This window comes from Kitasatospora sp. NPDC097605, from assembly GCF_040302725.1.
In the GTDB taxonomy this organism is placed as follows: Bacteria; Actinomycetota; Actinomycetes; order Streptomycetales; family Streptomycetaceae; genus Kitasatospora.
Window position 1 is genome coordinate 167,974 of record NZ_JBEOSF010000011.1, and the last position, 25,926, is coordinate 193,899.

Annotated in this window: 19 protein-coding genes, 2 tRNA genes and 1 pseudogene; 11 read left to right on the forward strand and 11 right to left on the reverse strand. The window is 73.5% G+C overall.

The genetic code is table 11. The features are described from left to right. Positions 1-406: 406 nt before the first annotated feature. Positions 407-1,834, reverse strand: a complete 1,428-nt coding sequence (locus ABTX81_RS39650) for a 3-oxoacid CoA-transferase (protein ID WP_502892780.1) — start codon at positions 1,832-1,834, stop codon at positions 407-409. A gap of 281 nt (positions 1,835-2,115) precedes the next feature. On the opposite strand from ABTX81_RS39650, the gene ABTX81_RS15480 reads away from it, so the two are divergent. From ABTX81_RS15480 to ABTX81_RS15505, 6 genes are all read left to right on the forward strand, one after another. Next, positions 2,116-3,366: a substrate-binding domain-containing protein gene (locus ABTX81_RS15480; protein WP_350544947.1), complete on the forward strand. Its 1,251-nt coding sequence runs from the start codon at positions 2,116-2,118 to the stop codon at positions 3,364-3,366. An 83-nt stretch (positions 3,367-3,449) separates the two neighbouring features. Then, positions 3,450-4,190: an ABC transporter ATP-binding protein gene (locus tag ABTX81_RS15485; RefSeq protein ID WP_350544950.1), complete on the forward strand. Its 741-nt coding sequence runs from the start codon at positions 3,450-3,452 to the stop codon at positions 4,188-4,190. Then, the gene (locus ABTX81_RS15490) at positions 4,187-4,963 is read left to right on the forward strand and encodes an ABC transporter ATP-binding protein (RefSeq protein ID WP_350544953.1); all 777 of its coding nucleotides are present in this window, start codon (positions 4,187-4,189) and stop codon (positions 4,961-4,963) included. The genes ABTX81_RS15485 and ABTX81_RS15490 overlap by 4 nt, the downstream gene beginning before the upstream one ends. Next, positions 4,963-5,829 carry a branched-chain amino acid ABC transporter permease gene (locus tag ABTX81_RS15495; protein ID WP_350544956.1) on the forward strand — a complete coding sequence of 289 codons (867 nt, stop codon included), beginning with the start codon at positions 4,963-4,965 and terminating at the stop codon, positions 5,827-5,829. Before ABTX81_RS15490 ends, ABTX81_RS15495 begins: the two co-directional genes overlap by 1 nt. A 161-nt stretch (positions 5,830-5,990) precedes the next feature. Next, the gene (locus tag ABTX81_RS15500) at positions 5,991-7,076 is read left to right on the forward strand and encodes a branched-chain amino acid ABC transporter permease (protein ID WP_502892783.1); all 1,086 of its coding nucleotides are present in this window, start codon (positions 5,991-5,993) and stop codon (positions 7,074-7,076) included. An 89-nt stretch (positions 7,077-7,165) separates the two neighbouring features. Beyond that, on the forward strand, positions 7,166-8,068 hold the full coding sequence (locus ABTX81_RS15505) for an alpha/beta fold hydrolase (protein WP_350545062.1): 903 nt from the start codon (positions 7,166-7,168) through the stop codon (positions 8,066-8,068). A gap of 13 nt (positions 8,069-8,081) precedes the next feature. On the opposite strand, the gene ABTX81_RS15510 is transcribed toward ABTX81_RS15505, so the two are convergent. Next, positions 8,082-9,377 carry a polysaccharide deacetylase family protein gene (locus tag ABTX81_RS15510; protein WP_350544960.1) on the reverse strand — a complete coding sequence of 432 codons (1,296 nt, stop codon included), beginning with the start codon at positions 9,375-9,377 and terminating at the stop codon, positions 8,082-8,084. A gap of 250 nt (positions 9,378-9,627) precedes the next feature. Then, positions 9,628-10,224, reverse strand: coding sequence for a DedA family protein (locus tag ABTX81_RS15515; RefSeq protein ID WP_350544963.1), 597 nt, complete (start codon positions 10,222-10,224; stop codon positions 9,628-9,630). A gap of 534 nt (positions 10,225-10,758) precedes the next feature. On the opposite strand from ABTX81_RS15515, the gene ABTX81_RS15520 reads away from it, so the two are divergent. After that, complete coding sequence (locus ABTX81_RS15520) at positions 10,759-11,874, forward strand: LLM class flavin-dependent oxidoreductase (protein WP_350544966.1); 1,116 nt, start codon at positions 10,759-10,761, stop codon at positions 11,872-11,874. 77 nt (positions 11,875-11,951) lie between these two features. On the opposite strand, the gene ABTX81_RS15525 is transcribed toward ABTX81_RS15520, so the two are convergent. After that, on the reverse strand, positions 11,952-14,114 hold the full coding sequence (locus ABTX81_RS15525; RefSeq protein ID WP_350544969.1) for a putative bifunctional diguanylate cyclase/phosphodiesterase: 2,163 nt from the start codon (positions 14,112-14,114) through the stop codon (positions 11,952-11,954). 426 nt (positions 14,115-14,540) lie between these two features. Further along, entirely contained in the window at positions 14,541-14,969 is a 429-nt protein-coding gene (locus tag ABTX81_RS15530; RefSeq protein WP_350544972.1) for an OsmC family protein, read from the reverse strand. Between the two features lie 331 nt (positions 14,970-15,300). Between ABTX81_RS15530 and ABTX81_RS15535 the strand changes: the two genes are divergently transcribed. Then, entirely contained in the window at positions 15,301-15,663 is a 363-nt protein-coding gene (locus ABTX81_RS15535) for a chorismate mutase (protein WP_350544976.1), read from the forward strand. A gap of 147 nt (positions 15,664-15,810) precedes the next feature. Beyond that, a complete protein-coding gene (gene lepB / locus ABTX81_RS15540; protein ID WP_350544979.1) occupies positions 15,811-16,599 on the forward strand; it encodes a signal peptidase I in 789 nt (262 codons plus the stop codon). 138 nt (positions 16,600-16,737) lie between these two features. On the opposite strand, the gene ABTX81_RS15545 is transcribed toward lepB, so the two are convergent. The 3 genes from ABTX81_RS15545 to ABTX81_RS15555 form a co-directional block, all read right to left on the reverse strand. After that, complete coding sequence (locus ABTX81_RS15545; RefSeq protein WP_350544982.1) at positions 16,738-17,856, reverse strand: EamA family transporter; 1,119 nt, start codon at positions 17,854-17,856, stop codon at positions 16,738-16,740. A 114-nt stretch (positions 17,857-17,970) separates the two neighbouring features. Continuing rightward, the gene (locus ABTX81_RS15550; protein WP_350544984.1) at positions 17,971-20,532 is read right to left on the reverse strand and encodes a transglycosylase domain-containing protein; all 2,562 of its coding nucleotides are present in this window, start codon (positions 20,530-20,532) and stop codon (positions 17,971-17,973) included. 255 nt (positions 20,533-20,787) lie between these two features. Then, positions 20,788-20,861 (reverse strand) — tRNA-Lys (locus ABTX81_RS15555). A 124-nt stretch (positions 20,862-20,985) separates the two neighbouring features. Between ABTX81_RS15555 and ABTX81_RS15560 the strand changes: the two genes are divergently transcribed. Continuing rightward, entirely contained in the window at positions 20,986-21,846 is an 861-nt protein-coding gene (locus ABTX81_RS15560; protein ID WP_350544985.1) for an alpha/beta fold hydrolase, read from the forward strand. 105 nt (positions 21,847-21,951) lie between these two features. Here the strand turns inward: ABTX81_RS15560 and ABTX81_RS15565 are convergent. Beyond that, positions 21,952-22,025, reverse strand: a tRNA-Lys gene (locus ABTX81_RS15565). An 87-nt stretch (positions 22,026-22,112) separates the two neighbouring features. Further along, positions 22,113-22,871 carry a bestrophin-like domain gene (locus ABTX81_RS15570; protein ID WP_350544987.1) on the reverse strand — a complete coding sequence of 253 codons (759 nt, stop codon included), beginning with the start codon at positions 22,869-22,871 and terminating at the stop codon, positions 22,113-22,115. Positions 22,872-23,343: 472 nt separating this feature from the next. Here ABTX81_RS15570 and ABTX81_RS15575 point away from each other — a divergent pair, with 472 nt between their 5' ends. Next, positions 23,344-24,534 carry a low temperature requirement protein A gene (locus ABTX81_RS15575; RefSeq protein WP_350544991.1) on the forward strand — a complete coding sequence of 397 codons (1,191 nt, stop codon included), beginning with the start codon at positions 23,344-23,346 and terminating at the stop codon, positions 24,532-24,534. A gap of 308 nt (positions 24,535-24,842) precedes the next feature. Here ABTX81_RS15575 and ABTX81_RS15580 read toward each other — a convergent pair. After that, positions 24,843-25,880, reverse strand: a pseudogene (locus ABTX81_RS15580) (LysR family transcriptional regulator); the annotation flags it as partial. Positions 25,881-25,926: the final 46 nt, after the last annotated feature.

Here is a 25,926-nt window from a genome sequence, read left to right on the forward strand (position 1 = left end):
ACCAGGGGTGTGCGACCTGCTGCGCCGTGCGGTCCCACGGCGGCCGACCTGGCGGTTCTGGCGATTCCGGGCCGCCAATCGTTAAAACGCGGACGATCGATCGCGGTGCGCGAAAATGCGACGGCGCCGAAAGCGGGATCCGTGCGGCGGCCCCGGACTCCCTTCCGGGGATGCCGGGATCCCCGGGCTTCCCCAACTGTCCCGGAGGGGAAGCCCGATTGCAACCGGTCCGGAGAATGATCGGCGTGCGGGGAACGGGATATGGCGATTCCCGGCCAATCACGGGCGCATCGGTGTTATGGGGATTGGAACGCGTATCGGCGCCTCCGGATTGTTCGAGACTGTGCGCGGTTCGGTCGGTTCGGTCGGTTCGGCGGGCTCGGTGGGGGCAGCCGGTTCAGCCGACTCAGTGGGCGGGTCGGGCTGGTGGCAGCAGGGTGGCCCCGGTCGCCGCCCGCACCTCGTCGAAGGTGACTCCGGGCGCCGTCTCCACCAGCCGCAGGCCCTCCGGCGTCACGTCGACCACCGCGAGGTCCGTGACGATCCGGTCCACAACGCCCCGTCCGGTGGCGGGAAGTGAGAGCCGTTCGACGATCTTCGGCGAGCCGTCCCGCGCGGTGTGCTCCATCACGACGATCAGCCGCCGGGCGCCGTGCACCAGGTCCATGGCGCCGCCCATGCCCTTCACCGTCCGGCCCGGGATGGTCCAGTTGGCGAGGTCCCCGGTGGCCGAGACCTGCATCGCGCCGAGCACCGAGACGTCGATCCGGCCCGCCCGGACCATGCCGAAGGAGAACGCGGAGTCGAAGGACGAGGCCCCGGCGGTGAGGGTCACGGTCTCCTTCCCCGCGTTGATCAGGTCGGGGTGCTCCTCGCCCGCCGCCGGGTACGGGCCGACACCCAGGACGCCGTTCTCGGAGTGCAGCACCACGTGCACGCCGTGCGGGAGGTGATCGGGGATCAGCGTGGGCAGGCCGATACCGAGGTTCACGTACTGGCCGTCCCGCAGTTCGCGCGCCGCCCGGGCGGCGAGCGCGTTCCGGGCGTCCAGGGCGGTCGGGGCGGTGGGCGCGGCATCTGCGCTTCGGCCCGCGCGGACGGTGCGGCGCTCGATCCGCCGGTCCTGCGGGTCGGCGGCGACCACCCGGTCGACGTACACCCCCGGCAGGTGGACGGCGTCCGGGTCCAGCTCGCCGGGTTCGACGATCCGGTCCGCCTCGACCACGGTGATCCGCCCGGCCGTCGCGCAGAGCGGGTTGAAGTTCCGGGCGGCGGCGTGGAACACACAGTTGCCGTGCCGGTCCGCGACCTCGGCGCGGACCAGGGCGAAGTCCGCCGTGATGGCCTCCTCCAACAGGTAGCGGCGGCCGCCGAACTCCCGGACGGCCTTCGGCGGCGAGGCCACCGCGACCGATCCGTCCGCCGCGTACCGCCACGGCAGCCCGCCCTCCTCGACCTGGGTGCCGACCCCGGCGGGGGTGAAGAACGCGGGGATCCCCGCACCGCCGGCCCGCAGCCGCTCGGCGAGTGTGCCCTGCGGTATCAGCTCGACCTCCAGTTCGCCGGAGAGGTACTGCCGTGCGAACTCCTTGTTCTCCCCGACGTAGGAGGAGGTCATCCGGGCGATCCGCCCGGCCCGCAGCAGCAGCCCCAGCCCCCAGTCGTCCACCCCGCAGTTGTTCGACACCACCCGCAGCCCGGTGGTGTCGGTGGCCGTGAGTGCCCCGATGAGCGTGCTGGGGATGCCGCAGAGGCCGAAGCCGCCGACGGCGAGCACCGCGCCGTCGGGGATGTCGCCGATGGCGTCGGCGGCGGAGTCCAGGACCTTGTCCAAGGTGTCACCTCGTGAGGGGGAGTGGGAGCGGGCGGTGGTCCGCCGCACCAACCGTCCGTCGGCCGGCCCCGCGCGGCCATGGCGGCCGCCGCCACGCCCCGTCGGGGACTCATGGCACGCGACCACACCGGGGCGCCGCCGGGCCGTCGTCCGGCGGGCGGTATGGAGCCGACCACCACAGCGACGTGGGCTGATGCGTCGGCCGGGCACATGTCGCCGCCCGCACACCCCACCTACGGTTCCGGCAACCACCCCCACAGCACCCTCAGGAGCCGGTCATCATGCGCAGCTCGACAGCCCCCACCAGGACCCGCTCCGGCGCCCGCCCCGTCCGCGGGCTCACCGCCGTCGCGGCCTGCGTCCTCCTCGCGGCCGGCTGCGCCAAGGCCGGCACCGCGGGCACCGCCGCGGCGGACGGCGCCGGCGCGAAGAGCCCGGTCAAGGTCGGCCTGGTGTACTCCAGGACCGGCCCGCTCGCCGCGTACGGCAAGCAGTACCTGGAGGGTTTCAAGGCGGGGCTGAACTACGCGACCAAGGGCACCGGCGCGGTCGACGGGCACCGGATCGAGTTCGAGGAGCAGGACGACGCGGGGGACCCGGCCAAGGCGGTGTCGGCCGCCAAGGACCTCATCGGCAAGGGCCACAAGATCCTGGCCGGCTCCACCGCCTCCGGCGTCGCCCTGCAGGTCGGCCCGATCGCCGCCCAGAACAAGGTGCTCTTCATCAGCGGCCCGGCCGCCGCCGACAAGGTCACCGGACTCAACAAGTACACCTTCCGTTCCGGCCGCCAGTCCTACCAGGACATCCGGACGGCGGCCTCCTTCATCGGCGACGCCAAGGGCAAGAGGGTCGCCGTGCTCGCGCAGGACAACGCCTTCGGGCAGGCCAACGTGGCCGCCGTCAAGGGCGTGCTGGGCGCCCAGGGCGCCACGGTCGACGCGGTGCTCGCCCCGCCGAGCGCGACCGACCTGACCCCGTTCGCCACCCAGGCCAAGAGCGCCAAGCCCGACCTGCTGTTCGTGGCCTGGGCCGGCGACACCGCGGCGGCCCTCTGGACGGCGCTCAACCAGCAGGACGTCTTCGCCGACACCAAGGTCGTCACCGGACTGGACCTCGCCGCCTCCTACCCGCTGTTCGGCCCGGCCGGGGAGAAGATCTCCTTTCTGAACCACTACTTCGGCGGGGCCGCCGGCACCCCGGTGGAGAAGGCCATGGACGAGGCCGTGACCGCCGCCGGCGGCAAGTCCGACATCTTCACCCCGGACGGCTTCACCGCCGCCCAGATGATCGTGCACGCTGTCGAGGCCAACCACGGCTCGGCCGACGACACCGCCGCCCTGGTGAAGGCCCTCGAAGGCTGGAGCTTCGACGGGGTCAAGGGCCGGACCACGGTGCGCGCCGAGGACCACGCCCTCCTCCAGCCGATGTTCCAGGTCCGGCTCAGCGGCACCGGCGCGGCCGCCGAGCCTTCGGTCGAGAAGACGCTGACCGCCGACGAGGCGGCGCCCCCGGTCACCCCGATGGCGGGCTGATCACCGTGCCCCGACCCTCCTCCGCTCCTCCCGTCTCCGCCCGGGCCCCTCACGACGGTTCTCCCGCCACCAGGACCGCCCCGGTGCTGCGGGCGACCGGCCTGGGCTGGTCCGTCCGCGGTGTGCCGATCGTCGAGGACGTCTCCTTCGCCGTCCCGGAAGGCGAGTTCATCGCCTTCATCGGCCCCAACGGCGCGGGCAAGACCTCCCTGTTCAACCTGATCTCCGGCCTCTACCCGGCGAGCCACGGCCGCCTCGAACTCGACGGCACCGACATCACCGCCGAGCCCGTCCACGCCCGCGCGCGCCGTGGCCTCGGCCGGACCTTCCAGACCTCCTCCCTGTGGCCCGGGATGTCGGTGGCGGACCACGTCCGCCTCGCCGCGCAGGCCGCCGCCGGACCCCGCGCCTCGTACCGGCTCTGGCGCCGGGCCGGCCGCTACCCGGAGCAGGTGGCCGAGACCCTGGAGCGCACCGAACTCTCCCACCGCGCCGACACCCTGGCGAGCGCGCTCTCCCACGGCGAGAAGCGCAAACTCGAACTCGCCGTCCTGCTGGTCTCCGATCCGAGGCTGATCCTGCTCGACGAGCCGATGGCCGGGGTCAGCGCGGAGGAGGTGCCGGCCCTCACCGCCCTGATCCGCTCCGTCCACCGGGATCTCGGCCGCACCGTGCTGATGGTGGAGCACCACATGGACGTCCTGCTGGGCCTCGCCGACCGGCTTGCCGTGATGCACCACGGCACCCTGCTCGCCCTGGACACGCCGGACGCCGTGATGGCCGACGCCACCGTGCAACAGGCCTACCTGGGGGAGGCGTTGTGACCGAGCACGACTTCGCTGCCTCCGACCGTTCCCTCCTCTCCGTTCGCGATCTCCGGGTGGTCATCGACGGGCTGCACATCCTGCACGGCGTCGACTTCGATGTCGCGCCGACCGGCGTGACGGCCCTGCTGGGCCGCAACGGCGCCGGCAAGACCACCACGGTCAAAGCCGTGATGGGCCTGGCGCCGCGAACCGGAAGCATCCGGTTCGCCGGCGCCGAACTCTCCTCCCTTCCCACGCATCTGGTGGTCCGCCAGGGCATCGGCTACGCCCCGGAGGACCGCGGGATCTTCGCCGGCCTGACGGTCGCCGAGAACCTCCGGCTCGCCGAGCGGGCCGGGGGCGCCGAACCCGACTACCGGCTGGTCCACGAGCTGTTCCCCGAACTCCAGCGACGAGCCGGCCAGTTGGCCGGAACGCTCTCCGGCGGGCAGCAGCAGATGGTGGCCATCGGCCGGACCCTGCTCAACCGGAACCGGCTGATCATCGCCGACGAGCCCACCAAGGGCCTGGCGCCGAAGATCGTCGCCGAGGTGGCCGAGGTGCTGGCCCGCGCGGCGCAGGCCGTACCGGTCCTGCTCGTCGAGCAGAACCTCGCCCTGGTCCGGCGGCTGGCCGGGACCTGCGCCGTCCTGGCCGACGGTCGCACCGCCCACCGGGGCGACACCGCCGAGCTGTTGGCCGACGAGGACGCCGCCCGCCGGCTGCTCGGCGTCGGCGGCCGCCGTCCCGGTCGCGCTTCCGCCCCCGCTCCTACGGAGGTGAACCCCTGATGGACACCGTCGTCCTCCTCTCCTGTACCGGGTTGGGCCTGGGAGCGCTGTACTTCCTGGTCGCCTCCGGTCTCTCGCTGATCTTCGGTCTGATGGACGTACTCAACTTCGCGCACGGCGCCCTGCTCTCGATCGGCGCCTATGCCACCTGGTGGGCAGGTGCCGAGGCCGGTCTCTCCTTCTGGCTCGCGGTGCCCTTCGGCACACTGGTCGGAACGGCCGCCGCCGTCCTGCTGGAACTCACCCTGATCCGGCCGCTCTACAGCCGTCCGCGCGACCAGATCCTCGCCACCGTCGGCGTCGGGCTGGCCGTGCCCGCCCTGTTGATGGGCATCTGGGGCGCCGACGCCCGCCCCTTCCCGCAGCCGGCGCTGCTCTCCGGCACCTGGCACGTGCTCGGTGCGACCGTCCCGGTGAACCGCTTCGTGCTCGTGGCCGCGGCCGTGCTGCTCCTGCTCGCTCTGAAGGTGTTCCTCGCCCGGACCCGCTACGGGCTGATCGTCCGGGCCGGTGTCGAGGACCGGGCCATGGTCACTGCGCTCGGCATCGACGTGCGTAAGGCGTTCACACTCGTCTTCGCCATCGGGGGCGCCGCCGCCTCGCTCGGCGGCGCCCTCGGCGGCCTCTACTTCGGTTCGGTCAATCCCGGTCAGGGCACCGGTCTGCTCGTCTTCGCCTTCGTCGTCGTCGTGATGGGCGGCATGGGCTCCGTCACCGGAGCCGCCGTCGCCTCGGTGTGCGTGGGCCTGGTGCAGCAGTTCGCCAACTACTACACCGCCGCCGGCCTCGGCGACCTCTCGGTCGTCGTCCTGCTGGCCGTCCTGCTCCTGGTACGGCCCCGCGGACTCACCGGGAGGCTCGCGTGAGCGCCGACACCCCCGCCACGAGCACCGGTGGCACCGCCGCCGACCGCACCGCCGTGACCGTACGGCCCGGCACTGACATCGACGCCACCGAAAGCCGCCCAGGACGTCCCGAACGGACTGGAATCGCTCGAACGGGTGAATCAATCACAAATCGCTCGACAATCCTGCGGCGAGGGCTACGATCGTGGCCGATCGCTCTGCTGATCCTGCTCCTTGTCGCCCCATACAGTGCGCTTCCCGTTCCGGGACTGCTCGACGGACCGCTCGGCAGCCCCGGAAGTCTCCAACTCATTGCCCTGTGCCTGCTCTACGGGGCCCTCGCCTCCGGGTACGACCTCCTGCTCGGCCGTACCGGACTGCTCTCCTTCGGCCACGCGCTGTACTTCGCGACCGGCCTCTACACCACCGACCTCGCCATGCTGGAGCTCCGGCTGCCGTTCGCGGCGGCGGCCGCCTTCGGCGTCGCCTGCACCGTCGCGCTGGCCCTGCTGCTCGGCTCGGTCAGCCTCCGCGTCACCGGCATCGGCTTCTCCATGGTCACCCTGGCCTTCGCGCAGGCCGGTTCGATCCTCGTCCAGCGCAACCCCGGCGGGCTGACCGGCGGCGAGGAGGGCCGGTCGGCACCGGCCGACCGACTGCCCGCCGCCCTCCTGGGCATCGAGAACACCGCCAACCTGTATTGGATCGCCCTCGCCTACCTGGTCCTGACCCTCGCCGTCGTCCACTGGGCCGTCAGCTCCCCGGCCGGCCGGGTCTGGGAGGGCATCCGGGAGAACGAACGCCGGGTCGAGGTGCTCGGACTCCGCCCCTACGGCTACAAGTTGGTCGCCTTCGTGCTCGCCGGCGGCCTCGCGGGGGCGGGCGGGGTGGTGTACCTGCTGCTCACCGGTGGCGCCACCCCGCAGGCCGCCACCTCGGACGCGACCCTCTCGCTGCTGGTGATGGTCGTGCTCGGCGGATCCGGCATGCGCTGGGGTCCGCTGCTCGGCGGGGTCATCTACACCTGGGCCGGCCACCGGCTCGGCGACCTCGCCAACTCCGCCACCATCGCCGAGCTGCCGGCGATCCTGCGGGTCCCGCTCTCCCAGCCGCTCTTCCTGCTGGGCGGCCTCTTCGTCGCCGTTGTCTATGTGCTGCCGGGCGGCCTGGCCAGGCTGCCCGCCCGGATCCGCGCCGCCCGCTCCACCCGCTCGGCCCGGGTCGCAGTACCGCCCAGTGTCCGTCCTACCGGAGGTAGTCCCGCGTGAGCCAGTTCGAGAGCCCGTCGATACCCCGGGCGTCCGACCGATCCGCCGAGCCCGCTCCGCCCGAGCGGTCCGGGGCCCCCGGCGGGCCGGTGGCCCCGGAGCAGCTGAGTGTCCCGGTCCCCGGCGGGGAGCTGTCCGTGCTCCGGTGGCCGGCCACCGTGCCCGGCGCCCCGACCGTCGTGGCGGTGCACGGCATCACCGCCAACGGCCTCGCCTGGTTCGAGGTCGCCCGCCGGCTCGCCGGGCGGGCCACCCTGCTCGCGCCGGACCTGCGCGGGCGCGGGGGCAGCCGCGCCCTCGGGGAGCCGTACGGACTCGCCCGCCACGCCGACGACGTCGCGGCCCTGATCGCCGGGCTCGGCCTGGGGCCGACCGTCGTGGTCGGCCACTCCATGGGCGCGTGGGTGACGGCCCTGACCGCCGTCCGCCACCCGGAGCTGGTCAGCCGGGTGGTGCTGGTCGACGGCGCGGTCAGCTTCCCGCTGCCCGAGGGCGTGAGCGAGGAGGACGCCCTGGCCGCCGTGCTCGGGCCGGCGCTGGCCCGGCTGTCGATGGCCTTCCCCGACCGGCAGGCGTACCGCGAGTTCTGGCAGCGGCACCCGGCCTTCGCCGCCGACTGGTCCGAGGAGATCGACGCCTACACCCAGCGCGACCTCGTCGGCGACGAACCCGAGCTGCGCTCCTCCTGCGTGCTGGCGGCGGTCGAGACGGACGGGGCTCAGGTCCTGCTGGACCAGGAGGCGGCCGCCGCCGTGCACCGGCTGCCCTGCCCGGGCGAACTGCTCTGGGCGGAGCGCGGCCTGTTCGACGAGCCGCAGGGCCTCTACGACGAGAAGCGGCTCGCCGTCGTAGGGCTGGACCGCGCCCACCCGGTCCCGGTGTCCCGGGTACCGGACACCAACCACTACTCGATCCTCTGGGGCCCTGCCGGGGCCGAGGCGGTGGTCCGGGCAGTGCTCGGCACGGCCTCCGCCGGGCCCGCCGCCGAGTAGCCGTCGCGACGGGTCAGCCGGCCGCGCCCAGGAAGGTCTCCCAGCCCCCGGCCGGCGCCTGTCCGACGTTGAGCGTGCGCAGCTTGCGCAGGGTGGACTGGTCCTGCACCTCCAGCCACTCGACGAGCTGCTTGAAGGAGACCAGCCGGACGTCGGGCTTGCCCGCGATGGTCTTGAGCGTCTCCTCGACGGCGTCCATGTAGATGCCGCCGTTCCACTGCTCGAAGTGGTTGCCGATGAAGAACGGCGCGCGGTTGCCGTTGTAGGCGCGGTCGAACCCGGCCAGGTAGGCGTCCCGGGCCTGGGTGCGCCAGTCCTCGTACTTGGCCGGGTCCCCCTTGGTGCTGCCGGAGGACTGGTTGGCCAGGATGTTGTAGTCCATGGAGAGCACCTGGAAGGTGTGCCCCGGGAAGGGGATGCTCTGCAGCTGGAGGTCCCAGATCTTGCCGTCCTGCACCTTCTGGGGCCAGATCTGCTGGCCGCCCGAGGAGCTGGCGTCGTACTTCCACCCCAGGTTGGCGATGGTCGGCAGCAGGGTCTTCTGCCCCTCCAGACAGGGGGTGCGGCCGCCGATCAGTTCCTTCTTGTAGTCGAAGGGGAGCGGGTCGACGTCGGTGAAGCCGGTGTTGGTCCTCCACTGGGTCACGAAGCCGACGGCCTGGTCTATCTCGCTCTGCCAGTCCTCGGGGGTCCACTTGTTGACGCCGTTGCCGTCCGAGCGGGTCGAGCAGAAGTGGCCGTTGAAGTGGGTGCCTATCTCATGGCCGGCCAGCCAGGCCTGGCTGATGAGCTTGATGGTGTTCTTCACCGCGCCGTCCGACAGGTAGGGGATGTCGGAGGCACCGACCGCGTGCTTCGGCGGGTGGTACAGGTCGGCCTTGCCCTTGGGCAGGGTGTAGATGCCCGAGAGGAAGAAGGTCATCGAGGCCTTGTGCTCCTCGGCGAGCTTGAGGAACCGGGGGAACTGGTTGTCCTCGGTGGCACCGGCGCCGTCCCAGGAGAAGACCACGAACTGCGGCGGGCGCTCGCCCGGCTTGAGCTTCTCCGGCTTGGGCTGGTTCGGCTGCGGGCCGGTGTCGGAGGTCGAGCCGTCCCCGATCGGGGTGCCCTTGGCCGGGGTCCCGGTGGGGGTTCCGGTCGTGGTCGGCCCGGTGCTGCCGGTGCCGGTCGTGGGGACCGGGGCGGAGCCCGAGGCCGATCCGGTGGGGTCGGCCGATCCCGAGCCGCCCCCGGAACAGGCCGCCACCGCTCCGAGAGCCGCAGTCGCTGCGGTGGCTGTGAGCACGGTCCTGCGCGAGATGCTGGCCATCGTCTCCCCTGGGTGTCCGGACCGGGTGATGGCCGCGACCGAGGCCGCGCCGGTCATATCGGACAATTGATTGATTATCCGTCGTTAGCATGTCATGCGAACGCAGGGGTCACCAAAGGCCCGAGGTCCGCCGGCACTGAACACGCGGGGAACGGCTGTGCGGGATGCGAAGAAATGTCTTCTGTTGCCGTTCTGTGACGCTTCGCCCGTTTCGCGGAAGGGGCGCTTCCAGGGCGCCACCGTCGCGGCGTCAGCCGAGGGAGAGCCGGCGGTTGCGGCGTACGACCCGCGCGATGGCGGTGCTCACCAGAGTGGCGGCAGCACAGGAGACCGCGAGGCTCAGCCAGGCGGTGTCGAACCAGTGGCTGTTGAGCCAGCCCAGGGTCACGATGTAGGCCGCCCAGATCAACGCGGCCAGCGCCGACCACCGCAGGAAGCGGTGGGGATGGCCGGGGGAGTGGCCGATGGCCAGGTCGAGGATGGTCCGCCCGGCCGGCACGAAGCGGGCGATCACCACCATGGCCGCCGCCGCCCGGGTGGTGCGCCCGTCCAGCGCCTGCTGGACCCGGGTCACGCTGGCCGCCAGCTTCGGACGGTGCTCCAGTCGGCGGCTGACCATCGGCGCACCGCGGCGTGCCAGCCGCAGCAGCAGGAGATCACCGAGGAAGGAGGCCGTGGCCACCCCGAGCCCGAGCAGCACGGGGGCGCCGTCTATCTGCGCCGTCTTGAGCACCGCGAGGATGACGAGGGTCCCGCTGGGGAGAAAGGGGAGGAAGGCGTCGCCGAGGACGGCGCAGAGCGCGAGGGCGCAGATCCACGAGGATCCGACCAGCGCTGCGATATCCATGTCCCTACTCCCTCCAAGCTGCCCGGGGGAGCAGTGGTTGCAAGGGACAACGCTAGCGCCTCGACTTTTCATGCCATGAAGCACCCCGGTCTGTGGTCGGGGTCACGGATGCCGGGCCTCCGGCCGGTCCGTCTTCCCGGTCGCGGTGGGCATCCCGGGGCGGCAATGGCACGAGCCCCCGGGGCGGGGTGCCGCTCCGGGGGCTCGCGGGGATCGGTCGGCGCTGGTCCAGCCCGACGACCTTGCTGGTGAGTACGGATCCGGTTGGGTGATCCGCCTGAGCCCTAGCCTGCCGGAAGCCGACCGCCGATCGCGAGCCCTCGGGCTGGCGACTTCCCGCGCTGGCGTGAAGTCGCCACGGGTGTTCGTCCGCTGGCTCTGAGTCAGCCCCGGCCGGGCCGAGGGCGGGGAACAAGGGGGCCCGGGATCGGGGTTGACCACTGTCGGCACCGGCGGCACCGACCGCCACCGGTGGGCAGCGCCGGTGGACCGCACCGGCGGACGGTACCGACCAGGGCCAGGAGGACGGACGGCATGACGACCGAGGACAGGCAGGGAAGCCAGCGGGAGGACGGGGCCGGGCCGCGCGCCGCGGACGCGATCCGGGGCACCGCCCGGGGAACGGCGCCCGCGCCGCTGTCGATCCTCGACCTGGCCACCGTCGGGGTCGGCTACACGCCCGCCCAGGCGCTCGCCGCGACCACCACCCTCGCCCGCAGCGCCGAACGGTGGGGCTACCACCGCTTCTGGGTCGCCGAGCACCACGGCATGCCCGGCGTCGCCAGCTCCACGCCCGCCGTCCTGCTGGCCCACCTCGGGGCCCACACCACCACCCTGCGCCTCGGCTCCGGCGGCGTGATGCTGCCCAACCACGCCCCGCTGGCGATCGCCGAGCAGTTCGGGCTGCTGGAATCGCTCCACCCCGGCCGGATCGACCTCGGCCTCGGCCGGGCCCCCGGCACCGACCAGGCCACCGCCCGGGCGCTGCGCCGGGGCCTCGGCGAGGGCGCCGACGACTTCCCCCGCCAGCTCGCCGAGCTGACCCATTTCCTCGACGGCAGCTTCCCCGCCGGACACCCGTACGAGCGGCTCACCGCCGTCCCCCGGGGAGAGGGACGGCCGCCGGTCTGGCTGCTCGGCTCCTCCGGATTCAGCGCCCAGCTGGCCGGCCGGCTCGGCCTGCCGTTCGCCTTCGCGCACCACTTCAGCAGCGCGAACACCCTGCCGGCGCTCGACCTCTACCGCTCGGAGTTCCGCCCCTCCGCCGTTCTCGACGAGCCGTACGCGCTGATCGGGGTGAGCGCGGTCGCGGCCGACGACGAGGCGTCCGCCCGCCGCCTGGCCCGCTCCGCGGCGCTCGGCATGCTGCGGCTGCGCCGGGGCAACCCGGGGCCGATCCCCACCCCCGAGGAGGCCGAGTCCCACCCGTACAGCCCGGCGGAGGCGGACTTCATCGACGACTGGCTGGGCAATGTCGTCCTGGGCGCGCCGGGCGAGGTGGCCGAGGGGCTGGAGGCGCTCCGCAAGCGGACCGGGGTGGACGAGCTGATGGTGACCTCGCACATCCACGGCCATGAGGCGCGGCTGCGCTCCTACGGTCTGATCGCCGAGGCGTACGGTCTGACCGGCGACCGGACCGCGACCACCTGAGCGACCGGGGCCGCGACCGGGTCCGCGACCGCAGCCGGGGCAGTGCCGGGCCGGGAACAGGGCCGGGGCCGACCGGGCTAGCGCCGATCCGGGGCGCCCCGGTCCTCCCGGCCGTCGCGGAGTATCGCCGCGACCAGCTCGGCCTCGCCGGGGCGGGCGAAGTACCAGCCCTGGGCGGTGTCGCAGCCGGTGAGCCGCAGCCGTTCGGCCTGGGCGGCGCTCTCGATGCCCTCGGCGGTCACGGTCAGACCGAGGGTGTGGGCCAGTTGCACCATCGCGCCCACGATCTGCTCGTCGGCGTCGCTCCGCCGCGAGCGGAGCTCGGGGAGCTCGGGCCGGCCGCCGGTCGGAGCCGGGTCGCGGAACCCCTCGATGAAGGTGCCGTCCAGCTTCAGCACGTGCACCGGGAGCCGGGAGAGGTAGGCCAGGTTCGAGTAGCCCGTACCGAAGTCGTCGATCGCGATGCGCACGCCCATGTCGGCGAGCGCCTGGAGCGCCTGGAGCGGGCGCCCGCCGGGGCCGAGCAGCGCGCTCTCGGTGATCTCCAGCTGCAGCAGCCGCGCCGGCAGGCCGGTGCGCTCGAGGGCCTGGGCGACGTCGGCGACCACATCGGAGTCCCAGATCTGGCGGGCGGCCAGGTTGACGCTCACGAAGGTCTCGGTGTCGGGGAACTCGGTGAGCCAGCGCCGGGCCTGGCGGCAGGACTCCTCCAGTACCCACTTGCCGAGCGGCACGATCGCCCCGGACTCCTCGGCGAGCGGGATGAAGCGGTCCGGCGAGAGCGTCCCGTAGCGCGGGTGGCGCCACCGGACCAGGGCCTCGGCGCCGTGCACCGCGCCGTCGGCCAGGCCGACCAGCGGCTGGTACTCGATGGTGAACTCGCCGCGTTCCAGCGCCGGGCGCAGCGCGGTGGCGAGCAGCTGGCGGGTCAGCTGGTGGGCGCCCCGGTCGGGGTCGTAGAGGGTCCAACGGGCCCGGCCGTCGGCCTTGGACCAGTAGAGGGTGGCGTCGGCGTCCTTCACCAGGTCGGTGGGGGTGGTCTCGTGCACGGAGCGTTCGACCACGCCGACGCTGGCGGTGACCACCAGCCGGTGGCCGGCCACGTCGAAGGGGCGTTCCAGGGCGTCGAGGATCCGGGCGGCCAGGTCGGTGAGCTGGCCGCTGTCCCGGCTGTCGGTCACCAGGACGGCGAACTCGTCGCCGCCCATCCGCGCGACCAGCTGGGTGCCGTGCGCGGAGAAACCGCGCCGCAGGCGGGTCGCGACGGCGATCAGCAGCTGGTCGCCGATGTGGTGGCCGAGGGCCTCGTTGATCGCGGCGAACCCGTCGAGGTCCAGGTAGCAGACGCCGACCCGGGGCCCGGCCGCACCGGCGGCGCCTGCCACGCCGGTCCCGCCGGCCCTGACCCCGACGGCGACCCCGGCGCCCTCCGGGTCGCTGCCCGTGGCGCGCCCGCCGGTCACCCCGGCCGCACCGGGCCCCCCGGTCACCCCGGCCGCGCCGGTCGAGCGGTCGGGGGTGAGGCAGGCGGCGTCGAGGCGTTCGAAGAAGTACGTCCGGTTGGGCAGCCGGGTGAGCGGGTCGTGCAGGGCCTGGTACTCCAGGCGGTCGCCGAGCCGGCGCTGCTCGGTGATGTCCTCGACCAGGGCGAGGGTGTACAGCGGGTTGCCCTCGGCGTCCCGGATCAGCGAGACGGTCAGCTTGCTCCAGACCGTCCGCCCCGTGCGGTGCTTGAGCTGCTTCTCGACCCGGATCCGGTCGTGCTCGCCGTGGACGAGCGCGTGGAACAGCCGACGCGGCATGCCCTCGGGGTCGGCGATCTCGTGGATGTGGGTCCGCACCAGCTCGTCGACGGTGCGGCCGGTCAGCGCGGCGAAGGCGGGGTTGACCTCGATGATCCGGTCCTCGGGATCGATCAGGGCCATGCCGATGCCCGCGTCGCAGAAGGCGGCCCGCAGCCGGGACTCGCTGGCCCGCAGGGCGGCCAGCTGCCGGTCGTGGCCCTCGGCCACCGGCCGGCCGTTCGCGCCGCCGCCGTCCGTCCCGCCGTGGGCGCCGTCGGTGAGCGGTGCCGAGCAGGCGGGGCATCGGTGGGCGCCGTCGTCGAGCGGGGCCTCCTGGGGCTCGGCCAGGGCGGCGCGGGCCGAGCCGCCGGCCGCGCCGTTGGGCGCGCCGTTGGCCGGGGCGGGGTGGAGGGCGGGCGGCGGGAGGCGGCGTGGCCGCGGTTCCTCGTGCCGCACGCCTGGGTGGTGTGCGTCGGCCCCCTCGTTCTGGCCCGGCACGGCATGCTCCCGTCCGCTGCTGACGCTTGACGCTGGTCCGGCCGGTCACCCGACTTCGGCGGCCGGCTCCGCGCTCTGCCGCACTCACGGAGGACGGACTCCGGTGCGGGACGCTCGGGACGGAGCGGCCGGGTGGGAACCCGCCTGAGGAACCGTGAGGAACAGGGCGCTGCGGCCGATCATAGGACGCGATGGCAACGCGCGGTGACCGCCGCCAGGGTGATTCGTCTGGTTTGGGGTTAAGTGTGGTGATACATGCGGACGCCCCCGGTGCACATCACATGATGTGCACCGGGGGCGTGTGCTCCAAGAGTGCGCCCTTGGGCTCCGGTTCGGAGCCGGACGCGCGCCCGGCCGGGCCCTGAGAGGGATGCCCGGGGGAGGTCAGCCGGCCAGGCTGGCCGAGAGGGTGATGGTGGTGCCGGTCAGGGCCTGGCTCACCGGGCAGTTGGCCTTGGCGTCCTCGGCGGCCTTCACGAAGCCGGCCTCGTCCAGCCCGGGAACCTCGCCGACGACCGTCAGGTGGATGCCGGTGATGCCGGTGCCGGGCTGGAAGGTGACATCGGCCTTGGTGTCGAGCTTGGTGGGCGGGGTGCCCGCGCCGGTCAGGCCGTGCGAGAGGGCCATCGAGAAGCAGGCGGAGTGCGCGGCCGCGATGAGCTCCTCCGGGCTGGTCTTGCCGTTCGGTGCCTCGGCGCGGGCCGGCCAGGAGACCGGGTACTCGCCGATGCCGGACGACGCGAACGTCACCAGGCCCTTGCCGTCGACCAGATTGCCTTCCCACGCGGTGTGGGCGGTGCGGGTGGTTGCCACGATCGGTACCTCCGTTACTGAGGAACTGCTGATTCGTCACGTCCGGTCATGCCGCGGCCCAGCCTACGGGCAGGTCGGGGGCGGGCCACAAGTACCGCACCGGCCCGCCGCGTCCGGAAATCCCCCGGGCGTCCCGCTGGTCCGGGCCGTCCGTGGACGGACCCCGGCTGCTCGGGTGCCGTCCGGCGGTCGCTCCGTGTGCCGTCCGGATCGTGGACGGTTGGGCCGAATGGTGCGGGCCCGTGCCGGGCGCCCTGTTAGATTGGCCCGGGCCCGGGCCCGGCCGCCGCACGGTCGGGCGCACCACCGAGAGAGCCGCGGAGCCGCCCCGATGACGGACCACCCCACGACCCCCGACGCCGGACTGCCCGAGGGGGTCGACGATGCCGTGCGGGCCGAGCTGACCAGCCTGCGCGAGAGCATCGACAACATCGACGCCGCGGTGGTCCACATGCTGGCCGAGCGCTTCAAGGCGACCCAGCGGGTCGGCCGGCTCAAGGCCGAGCACAAGCTCCCGCCGGCCGATCCGGCCCGCGAGCGCACCCAGATCAAGCGGCTGCGCGAACTGGCCGCCGGTGCGCACCTGGACCCGGTGTTCGCGGAGAAGTTCCTCAACTTCATCATCGCCGAGGTCATCCGCCACCACGAGGCCATCGCGAGCGATGCCGTGACCAGCGGGAACGCCTCCGCCTGACGGGGATCCCGGCCCGGTCGGGAGCGGGTGGCCCGGCGGTGCCCCGGCCGGTGGGATGTCTGGCGCGGGTAAACGTCCGATTTCGCCTGGATCCCCGGTTGGCGTAGCGTGCAGGTTCCCCCGCAGCCGGAGAGTGGAGCAGCGACGATGGCGGTGAACCTGCCCGATACGCACGGTGGCGACACCGGGGCCGGGCCCGCCGCCCCGGTCGGGGGCCGGGCCGAGGCCCGGCGGGCGCGCCGCGCCGCCGAGGGGCGCCGGAGCAGGTCGCCGAAGGCCGGCCGGCCCGGCCGTCGGCCGCGGCCGTGGTGGATCGAGATCCCGGCGATGGCGGCGGTCGGCCTGGTGGTCGCGCTGCTGATCAAGACCTGCCTGTTCCAGGTGTTCACCATCCCCTCGGGTTCGATGGAGAACACCCTGCGGGTCGGCGACCGGGTCGGCGTGAACAAGCTCGCCCCGCTGACCGGCTGGGAGCCCGAGCCGGGCCAGCCGGTGGTCTTCAAGGACCCGGGGGACTGGCTGCCGCCGCAGCCGACCGGCGGGAACCCGGTCACCAACGCGCTGGGCTCGGTGCTCTCCTTCGTCGGCCTGGTGCCGCCGAAGGACGACAACTACCTGGTCAAGCGGGTCATCGCGACGGGCGGGCAGACCGTGCAGTGCGCGGGCACCACGCTGACCGTCGACGGCGCCAAGGTCGACGAGCCGTATCTGCACCCCGGGGACGACTCCTGCGCCGGGCTGGACTTCGGTCCGGTGACGGTGCCGCAGGGCTACGTCTGGGTCGAGGGCGACCACCGCAGCGACTCCGCGGACTCGCGCTACCACCAGCGCGGCCCCGGTGGCGGGGCCGTGCCGGTGGACAACGTGGTCGGCCCGGTGTCGGCCGTGGTGTGGCCGCTCGGCCACCTCGACTGGTTCGGCTGGGTCGGCCGCTGACCCCGGCCCGGGCGGTCGTACACCGGCCCGGGCACTGGTCAGGGCAGAGGTCGGGGCAGAGGTCAGGGCACTGGTCAGGGCAGAGGTCGTAGCGAAGAGATCAGGGCATCGGTGCAGGCACCGGCCCGGGCTGCGGTCCTAGCGCCGGCCCCGCTCCCGCTCCCGCTCCCGGTGGGACTCGGCCTCGGCGGCCCGGGCGAGCCGCTCGCCGAGCGCCGTCGCGCCGGCCGGTATCGCACCCGCCGGTACCTCGTCGCCCACCGCCCCCGCAGCCGCCGCGTCCTCCGCCGCCGGCGGCGCGGACTCCGTCCGCCCCGGTCCGGCCGGCTCGGCGGGCTTGCTCGCCTGGGCGGCGAACGCCCCGGCCAGCACCAGCAGGCCGCCGGCCATCTGCGGCAGGCCGAGGTGCTCGCCGAGCAGGACCCAGGCCAGCACGGTGGCGATGACGGCCTCCAGATTGGCCACCACCCCGGCGATCGGCGGTGAGAGGTGCTGGACGGCGACGACGCCGGTCAGATAGGCGAGCACGGTCGCGATCAGGACCATCCAGACGGCCGGGAGCAGCGCGGGCAGGGTGTGCCCGTTCATCACCACGTCCCCGCCGAGCTTGCCCCAGTCCGCCTCCCAGGGACGGGTGAAGGCGGTGAGCAGGACCGAGCCGATCAGCAGGCCGTACGCGCTGACGGCGATCGGGTCGACCGGGCGCTCGCCCCGGCTGCCGGCGTCGGCGAGCACGAAGTAGCCGACCTGGCAGCAGGCCGCGCCCAGGGCGAACAGGACGCCGAGCGCGTCGAAGCTCAGGCCGTTCCAGATCTCGACCACGCAGGCGAGTCCGGCGACCGCGACGCCGGCGCCGATCGCCGCGCCCCGGCTGATCGGCCGGCGCTGGACGAACCGCACATAGCCGATGAGCAGCGGCGGGCCGAGGTACTCGATCAGCAGGGCGATGCCGACCGGGATCCGGGAGATGGCCGCGAAGTAGCAGGCCTGGACGCCGGCCACGGCGAGCAGGCCGAAGCCGATCAGCAGGCCGGGCCGCCGCCGGATGGCGTCGCGGTGGCGGTAGGCCAGCGGCAGCAGGACGACGGCGGCGCCGGTGACCCGGAGCCAGACCACATGGAGGGGGGAGAGTCCGGCCTCGATCAGTGGCTTGGCCGCGGTGCCGGAGCCGCCGAAGGCGAACGCGGAGACGAGGGCGAGGGTGAGCCCGAGGGTACGGCCGGTGGAGCGGCTGAGCAGGGGGTTTGAGCTGTGCACCGACGAATTGTGCCAGTTGTCCCCCCATCCTGTAAGGGGTCATTCCATCATTCGGTCCTGCACGGCACGCCGGGCGAGCGCCCGCCGCGCCGCCACCCGCCCCCCGGCCGCCCGCTACCCGCCGGTGCCGGCCCCGGTCCCGGACGCGGAGCCCGTCCCGGCACCCGCGTCCGTCCCGCCGCCGCCGGATCCCGACCCCGAGCCGGATCCCGAGCCGGATCCCGACCCCGAACCCGAACCGGACCCCGAGCCGCCGGTGCCCCCGGTCGGCTGGGGCGGCGTGGTCGGCCCGGTGGTCGGCGCCGGAGGCTTGGTCGGCTTGGTGCTCGGCTGCGGCGCCGGAGGCTGGGTCGGCGCGGTGCCCGAGCCGCCGGACCCGGAGCCGTCCGACCCCGAGCCGCCGGAGCCGGAACCACCCGAACCGGAGCCCCCGGAGCCCCCGGAGCCCGAACCGCCGGTGCCGCCCGAGGGCTGCGGAGCGGTGCTCGGGCCGGTCGACGGCGCGGTGGACGGGGCCGAGCCCGTGTCACCGGAGGAGCCGGAACCGCCCTGGCCGCTCTGGGACGATCCGCCGGACGACGTCGCCGACCCGCCCGAGCCGTTCGACGGCGTGCTCGAAGGAGCGGAGGAGGCGCCGGAGCCCGAGGAGCCCGAGCCGCCGCGCGTGGAGTAGTCCGCCCCCGAGGGAGCGGGGAAGTCGCTGACCGGCTGCCCCTTCAGGGCGGCCTTCATGTAGCTGGTCCAGATCTGCGCGGGGTACTGGCCGCCCGCCGCGCCGTCGATCCCGCCGGTGCCGCTCAGGCTGACCTGCGCGCCGGTGCCCGGGTCCTGCCCGAACAGCGCGACCGAGGTGACCAGCTCCGGGGTGTACCCGATGAACCAGACCGACTTCTGGTCGTCCGTCGTACCGGTCTTGCCCGCCGCCGGCCGGCCCAGCGCCTTCGCGCGCCAGCCGGTGCCGCCCTGGTCGCTCACCACGCCCTGGAGCATCGACGTGACCTCGCGCGCGGTCTGCTCGCTGATCGCCTGGGTGCTCTTGTGCGCGGGCAGCTCGACCGGCTCGCCCTCGTGGTCCACCGCCTGCACCAGCCACGGGGTGATCTGCTTGCCGCCGTTGTCCAGCGTGGCGTACACGCCCGCCAGGTCGAGCACGCTCGGGGTGGCGGTACCCAGCGGGATCGACGGCACGGCCTCCAGCCCGGGGGTGTTGCTGGGCAGGCCGAGGGCGATCGCGGTGTCCCGCACCTTGCCCAGTCCGGTGTCCTGGGCGAGCTGGGCGAAGGCCGAGTTCACCGACCAGTCGGTGGCCTGCTGCAGGGTGACCTGGCCGTAGCTCTTGTCGCCCTCGTTCGGCGGCGCGTACGGGGTGCCCTTCCCGCCGCGGACCTTGCGGCCGCTGGTGCCGTCGTAGACGGTGCGCGGGGTGATGGTCTGCCCGGACTGGGTCTTGGCGTCGTTCTCCAGCGCCGCGGCCAGCGCGATCGCCTTGAACGTCGAGCCCGCCTGGTAGTCCCGCCGGGTCGCGTTGTCGACGTAGTGCTTGGTGTAGTCGACGCCGCCGTACAGGGCGACCACCGCACCGGTCTTCGGGTCCACGGAGGCGGCGCCGGGCTGGGCGGCGGCGTCCTTCTTCCGCTTCTCCGGGTTGAGGGTGTCGTGCAGCTGGGCCTGCACGGCGCTCTCCAGGGCCTGCTGGCGGTTCGGGTCGATGGTCAGCTTGACCGTGTAGCCGCCCTTGGCCAGCTCCGACTCGCTGATGATCTGGTTGGTGGTGAGGTACTCGGTCGCCGCGTTGACCAGGTAGCCGGCCTGGCCGGACAGCCCGAGCTGCGCCTGCGGGTCCTTGACCTCGGGGAACGTGGTGGCGGCCCGCTCCTCGGCGGAGAGCCAGCCCTCCTTCACCATGCCGTCGAGCACGTAGTTCCAGCGGTTGACGGCGTTCTGCTTGCCGGCCGGGGTGGCGGTGGCCACGTCGTAGGCGCTCGGGGCGTTCAGCAGCGCGGCCAGGTAGGCGCCCTGGGCGGCGTCGAGCCCTGAGGCGTCGACGCCGAAGTACTGCTGCGCGGCGGCCTGGATGCCGTACGCGCCGCGCCCGTAGTAGGAGGTGTTGAGGTAGCTGGAGAGGATCTCGTCCTTGCTCTCGGTGGCGTCCACCTTGATCGCTATGAAGAGTTCCTTCACCTTGCGGGTGATCGACTGCTTCTGGCTCAGGTACGTGTTCTTCACGTACTGCTGGGTGATCGTGGAGCCGCCCTGGGTGCCCTCGCCCTTGGCGGTGTTGAGGGCGGCGCGGACCAGGCCGGGTACGTTGACGGCGCCCTCGTGGTAGAAGTTGCGGTCCTCGGCGGCCAGCGTGGCGTGCTGCGCGGCGGGGGAGACCTTGTCCAGCGCGACGTTCTGCCGGTTGGTCTGGCCGGTCCGGGCGATCACCGAGCCGTCCTGGTAGAGCCAGTTGTTGCTCTGCGCGGTCGCGGCGGCGTGCGCGTCCGGCACCTTCACCAGGGCGATGCCGAGGGCGAAGAGGCCGACGCCGAGCAGCAGCGCGGTCGCGAAGCCGATCAGGGTCATCCGCCAGGTGGGGATGAGTCTGCGCCAGCCGGTGCGCCGGGATCTGCGGGGTCGACGGGCCTTGGGTTTCCGGGTGCGCTGCGCGCCGCTCAGGGCGAAACGGGACAAAGCGGCGGCCTCCTGCGGGCGGGCGGCTGCGCGGAACGGGCGGGTCGTGGGGGACCGTGCCGGCTCGCGCAGACGGGATCGTCGGCGGTTGGGGACCTTTGCCCCTTTTCCGGTTTACAGCCCAGAACGCGCCGAAGGTACCGGTTGGCTCCACTGCGACGGGAAGCGAGACCGACATCACACACAAATCGGACGTCAATGGGCAGCGAAAAGCCGGAGAGCCCCTCGTGTGGACGAGAGGCTCCCCGGTGTCGGTGCGCCGCCAGGGACTCGAACCCCGGACCCGCTGATTAAGAGTCAGCTGCTCTAACCAACTGAGCTAGCGGCGCCTGCTGACGAAGAGAACAATACACGCTTCCGCGGAGTGCCTCGAACCGCCTGCGCGGCCACCTGGTCCGGGCTGTCCGTTTCCTCCTGGTGGGGGTGGGGTTCATCGCTGGTTAGGGTGGAACCGTGACCGGAGCGGTCTTCCTGCGGATCGATGGCATACCCCTGCACGTGCGCGCCGAGGGGCGGGGCCCGGTGTGCCTGCTCACCGGGGGACTCGGCAGCAGCTGGTTCGACTGGGACCTCGTCGTCCCCTTCCTCACCCCGTTCCGCACCGTGGTCCGCTTCGACCGGCCCGGCTACGGCCTGAGCGCGCCCGAGCCGGCCGGCCGGCCGCTGCCGACCGCCGCCGGTGAGGCGCACCGGATCCGGGCCGTCCTGGACGCGCTCGCCCTGCCCGGGCCGTGCACGGTGGCCGGGCACTCGCTCGCCGCGTTCCACGCCGAGGCCTTCGCCCGGCTGTACCCGGCGCGGACGGCCGGGCTGGTCCTGCTGGACGGCAGCGTCGAACCCGATCCGCACCCGCGCCCGGCCCCCGGTCTGCGCGATCTCGCGGCGCGCGCCGCCGCCGGGGCGGCCACCGCCGCCGCCGTGCCCTACCTGCTCGGGCCCGCCGCGCGCCGGCTGGCCGCCCGGGCCACCACGGTGCGGCGCGAGGACCTCGCCCCCGCGCCGCTGGTCCGGCGCTGCTACCGCACCGGGCGCTCCCTGCGGGCGCTGCTCCGGGAGAACACCCGCTACCTGGACATGGCCGCCGAGCTCGCCGGGCTGCGCCGCACCGCCCCGCTGCCGGCGGACCTGCCGGTCACCGTGCTCGCCGCCGACGACGGCCTGCGCGACCGGCGGACCGAGGAGTGGCTGGCCGCCCAGCGGGACCTGGCCGCGCTGCTCGGCGCCGAGTACCGCAGCACCGCCCCGGCCGGGCACCTGATGATGTTCGACCGTCCGGACGCGGTGGCCTCGGCGGTCCTGGACACGGCTCGCTGAGCGGGCAGGCCCGTTCCGGAGGCCGGCCTGCCCCGGAAGCGCCCGGGCGCATCCGGAAACGCCGGAAGGCCCCTCGTTCTCACGAGGGGCCTTCCGGCTTGTCTGTGCGCCGCCAGGGACTCGAACCCCGGACCCGCTGATTAAGAGTCAGCTGCTCTAACCAACTGAGCTAGCGGCGCCTGCTGACCTGGAAGACATTACACGGAGTCGGGCCGATCCGCCGAATCGCCACCATCCGGTGACCCGGAGTGACGGGCGGGTGGGCCTCAGCGGCTGGTCGGCAGCCGGTTCAGGAAGACCTGGAACGCGTCGGGCTCGACGGCGTTCACCCCGTCGAAGGGGTAGTTCATCTCCTTGATCACGATCAGCACCACGCAGATCATCCCGGTCATGGTCAGCACCATCGCCAGGTGCAGCCGGATGCTGGAGATGCCGAAGACGAAGGCGAAGCCGACGGTCAGCACCGCGCCGGCGATCAGCGGCACCCAGAGCAGCGGCGGCACCGCGTCCTGGACCTGGGTGAGCCGGCCGCGGCGTTCGCTGGCCAGGCCCTCGACGTGCTGGAGGGCGTTCTGGAAGTGCGCCTGCTGGCGGGCGTCGACGGGCTGCAGCGCGTTGGTGGTGTCGCGGATCCGGTACACCAGCTCGGTGGTGCGCGGGTCGGTGCGGTGGCGGGCCATCAGCGGCCACTCGTCGTCGATGACGGTGTGCGCGTACCGGAGGGTGAGATTGGTCAGCTCGATGCCCGCGGGACTGTCGAACTGGCGGGAGGTCCAGTAGAGGCCGGCCAGCTGGTCGGCCTCCCGGAAGGTGGTGGCCCGGGCGTCGTCGGCGGCCTCCCAGACCACGATCACCACGAAGGCGAGCAGGACGGCGTAGAGCACGCCGACCATGGCGAAGATCGCCGCCGTCACCTCGTTGTGCTGCTCCCGGGCCTCGGCGGACACGAAGCGGGGCAGCAGCAGGAGCACCACGGCGGCGATGGCCAGCGAGCCGACCATGATCGTCAGGTTGGACCAGGTCATAGCAGCAGTTGTCGCACGGCGGCCTGGGGCCCGCCAGGTGGGGTGTCCGCTGTTCGGGCGCACGGCGGGCACTGGCGAGCAGCGCGGTGATCACGAGGCCGGTGGTGCGGACACGGGAAGACCGGCGTCGCCGCCCCCGCTGTCCTGCCACCCGCCTTGACCTTCCGCGATGCCCGCAGGCCGCCCGTGCCGGGGCCCGTTCCCGGACCCCGCTCGCTTCGAACCGGGGACGAATCTAGCGGGGTGGCCGGGCCGTCACGCCGTACGGCGCGGGCGCGCCCGGAAACCCGCCGCGCTGTCACCCGGTTCGCGCACCGTGGCGTCAACTCTCGCTGACGCCACGGAATATCGGATATACCAGGGCAATCGACGCGCCCGGCGGGCCCGCTTCGGTGCGTGCGCGCCGTCCGGCGCGCTGCCAGGATGCGGCGGGTACCGCCCACCCCGCTCCCGCCCGTCCGGAGACCCGTCCATGAGCAGCGACTCCACCGCAGCCCGCCCGCACCCCGTCGATCGGCGCGCGGTGCGCCGGATGGTCCCGCGCAGCCGGGACGAGCCGCACCGGGTCGCCACCCCGCTGGAGCTCTTCTTCGACCTCTGCTTCGTGGTCGCCGTCGGCCAGGCCGGCCGGGAGCTCGCCCACGACCTCGCCGGCGGTCACTGGGGTGACGGCCTGACCGGCTACCTCCTCGCCTTCTTCGCCATCTGGTGGGCGTGGATGAACTTCACCTGGTTCGCCTCCGCCTACGACTGCGACGACGTCCCGTACCGGGTCACCACCCTGGTCCAGATCGCCGGTGTGCTGGTCCTCGCGGCCGGCGTGCCACGGCTCTTCGCCGAGCAGGACATCGTGCTGGCGGTGCTCGGCTATGTGGTGATGCGGCTGGCCATGGTCACCCAGTGGCTGCGCGCGGCGGCCGCCGAGGAGGGGCTCGCCCGCACGGTGGCGCTGCGCTACGCCGGCGGGATCGCGCTCTGCCAGGTCGGCTGGGGCGTGGTGCTGCTGTTGCCGCACGACGTCCGCTCGATGGTGATCCCGGTCGGGATCCTGGCCGAGCTGGCCGTGCCGGCGATCGCCGAGCTGCGGCTGCGGACACCCTGGCACCCGCACCACATCGCCGAGCGGTACGGCCTGTTCACGCTGATCGTGCTCGGCGAGACGGTGGCGGCGGCGACCGTCGCGGTGCAGTCCGCGGTGGACGAGCACGAGGGGCCGGCCCGGCTGCTGCCGGTCGCGGCCGGCGGTCTGCTGATCTGCTTCTCGGCCTGGTGGATCTACTTCGCCCGGCCGGTCCACGAGCACCTGCGGTCCAGCCGCCAGGCCTTCCTCTGGGGGTACGGCCACTACCTGGTGTTCGGCTCGGCGGCGGCGATCGGTTCCGGTCTCGAGGTGGCGGTCGAATCGGCCGTGCACAAGGCGCACGTCTCCGAGACGGCCGCCACCGCGACGGTGACCGTGCCGACCGCGCTCTACCTGTTCACCGTCTGGGCGCTGCACGCCCGGCACGCCAAGACCGGCGCGGCTCAGCTGGCGCTGCTGCCGGTGGCCTCGGTGGCGGTGCTCGCCTGTACGGCGGCCGGCGGCTCCGGGGTCCTCGCGGCGGGTCTGGTGACGGCGGCCACGGTGACGGTCGGGGTCGCGCTGCACGCCAGGGAGCGCTGAACGAGGACCGGCGCGCGGCGCTGTGCCGAGCCCTCCCGCGGCTGCCCGTCGCGGGGGTGCCCCTCGGCCCGGCCGCCGGTCCCGTCCGGCGGGCCCGTTCCGTCCGGCGGGCCCGCCCCGTTCAGCACCAGGGGGCCGTTCGCGCGGAGCGGGTCCAGCGGCGGCGGCCCCAGCAGGGCGCGCAGCACCTCGTCGTGCCCGGCGAGCCAGGCCCGGTAGACCGGGCTGGCCTGGGCGAGGTCCAGATAGGCCGCCCGCAGCTCCTCGTACAGCGCCTCGCGGGCCGGCGGGCCGAGCGCGCGCGGCCGCCAGACCAGCAGCAGCCGCACGGCCAGCGGGTCGCCGTGCAGCCGGCGCACGACCGTGCCGGGACCGGGCAGGGAGGTCGGCTGGCAGGGGCGGACGGCCTCCCCGGAGGCGACCAGTTCGGCGGCGGTGGCGTTGTCCCGCACCTGCACCACCCGGGGGTTGAGTCCGGCGGCGCGGAAGACCCTGCGCATCGCGGCGTACTCGTGGTCGGCGGTCGGGTCGACCATCCAGGTGTCCTCGGCGAGCTCGGCCAGCCGGACCACCGGCCGGGCGGCCGCCGGATGGCCGGCCGCGAGCGCGACGAACTGCGGCTCGCGGGCGAGCAGCACCCGGTGCTCGGCGTCCGGGGGCAGCCGCAGCGGGAAGCCCTCGCTCTCGTGCACGAAGGCGACGTCCAACTGGTCGGCGGCGATCATCCGGAGCAGGGCGTTGGCCGAGATGTCGATCTGGATCGCGGTGTCGGTCTCCGGCAGCCGCTCGTGCAGCCGGCGCAGCCAGGCGGCCACCGCCCGGCTTCCGACGCTGCCGATCCGCAGCCGCCGGGTGCGCTCGCCACCGGCCGCCTCCCGGGCCTCCTGGCGGGCGGCGGCCACCAGCGCCGCCATCTCGGCGATCACCGGCCTGGCCCGGGACAGCACGGAGTGGCCCAGCGCGGTGGGCCGGCTGCCGGTCTGCTCCCGGGTGAACAGCGTGCCGCCGACGGCCCGTTCGATGCGGTGCAGCTGGGTGGTGAGCGACGGCTGGGTCATGCCGAGCTGCAGCGCTGCCTTGCGGAGGCTTCCGGTGTCGGCGATCGCGCACAGCACCCGCAGGTGTCTCACGTCGAGCTCCACATCGGGGAGCGTAACGGTCGAAACGGGATGACGCCAGGGACATGACAGGCTGTCGGCCCGGCCGGGGGTCCCGGGAGGCCGGACCGCCCCGACGGGACCGCCCGACGGGACCGCCGGGCGGTGCGGTGATTGGCCCGGGCTATCGCCGGTTGACATCATCCGCCGGGCCGCCGGCCTGGCCGAAGCTCTGGGGGCAACAAGCATTCATCCGATGCCCGCGGCCCGGCCCCCACCGTCCGCGGCGCACTCG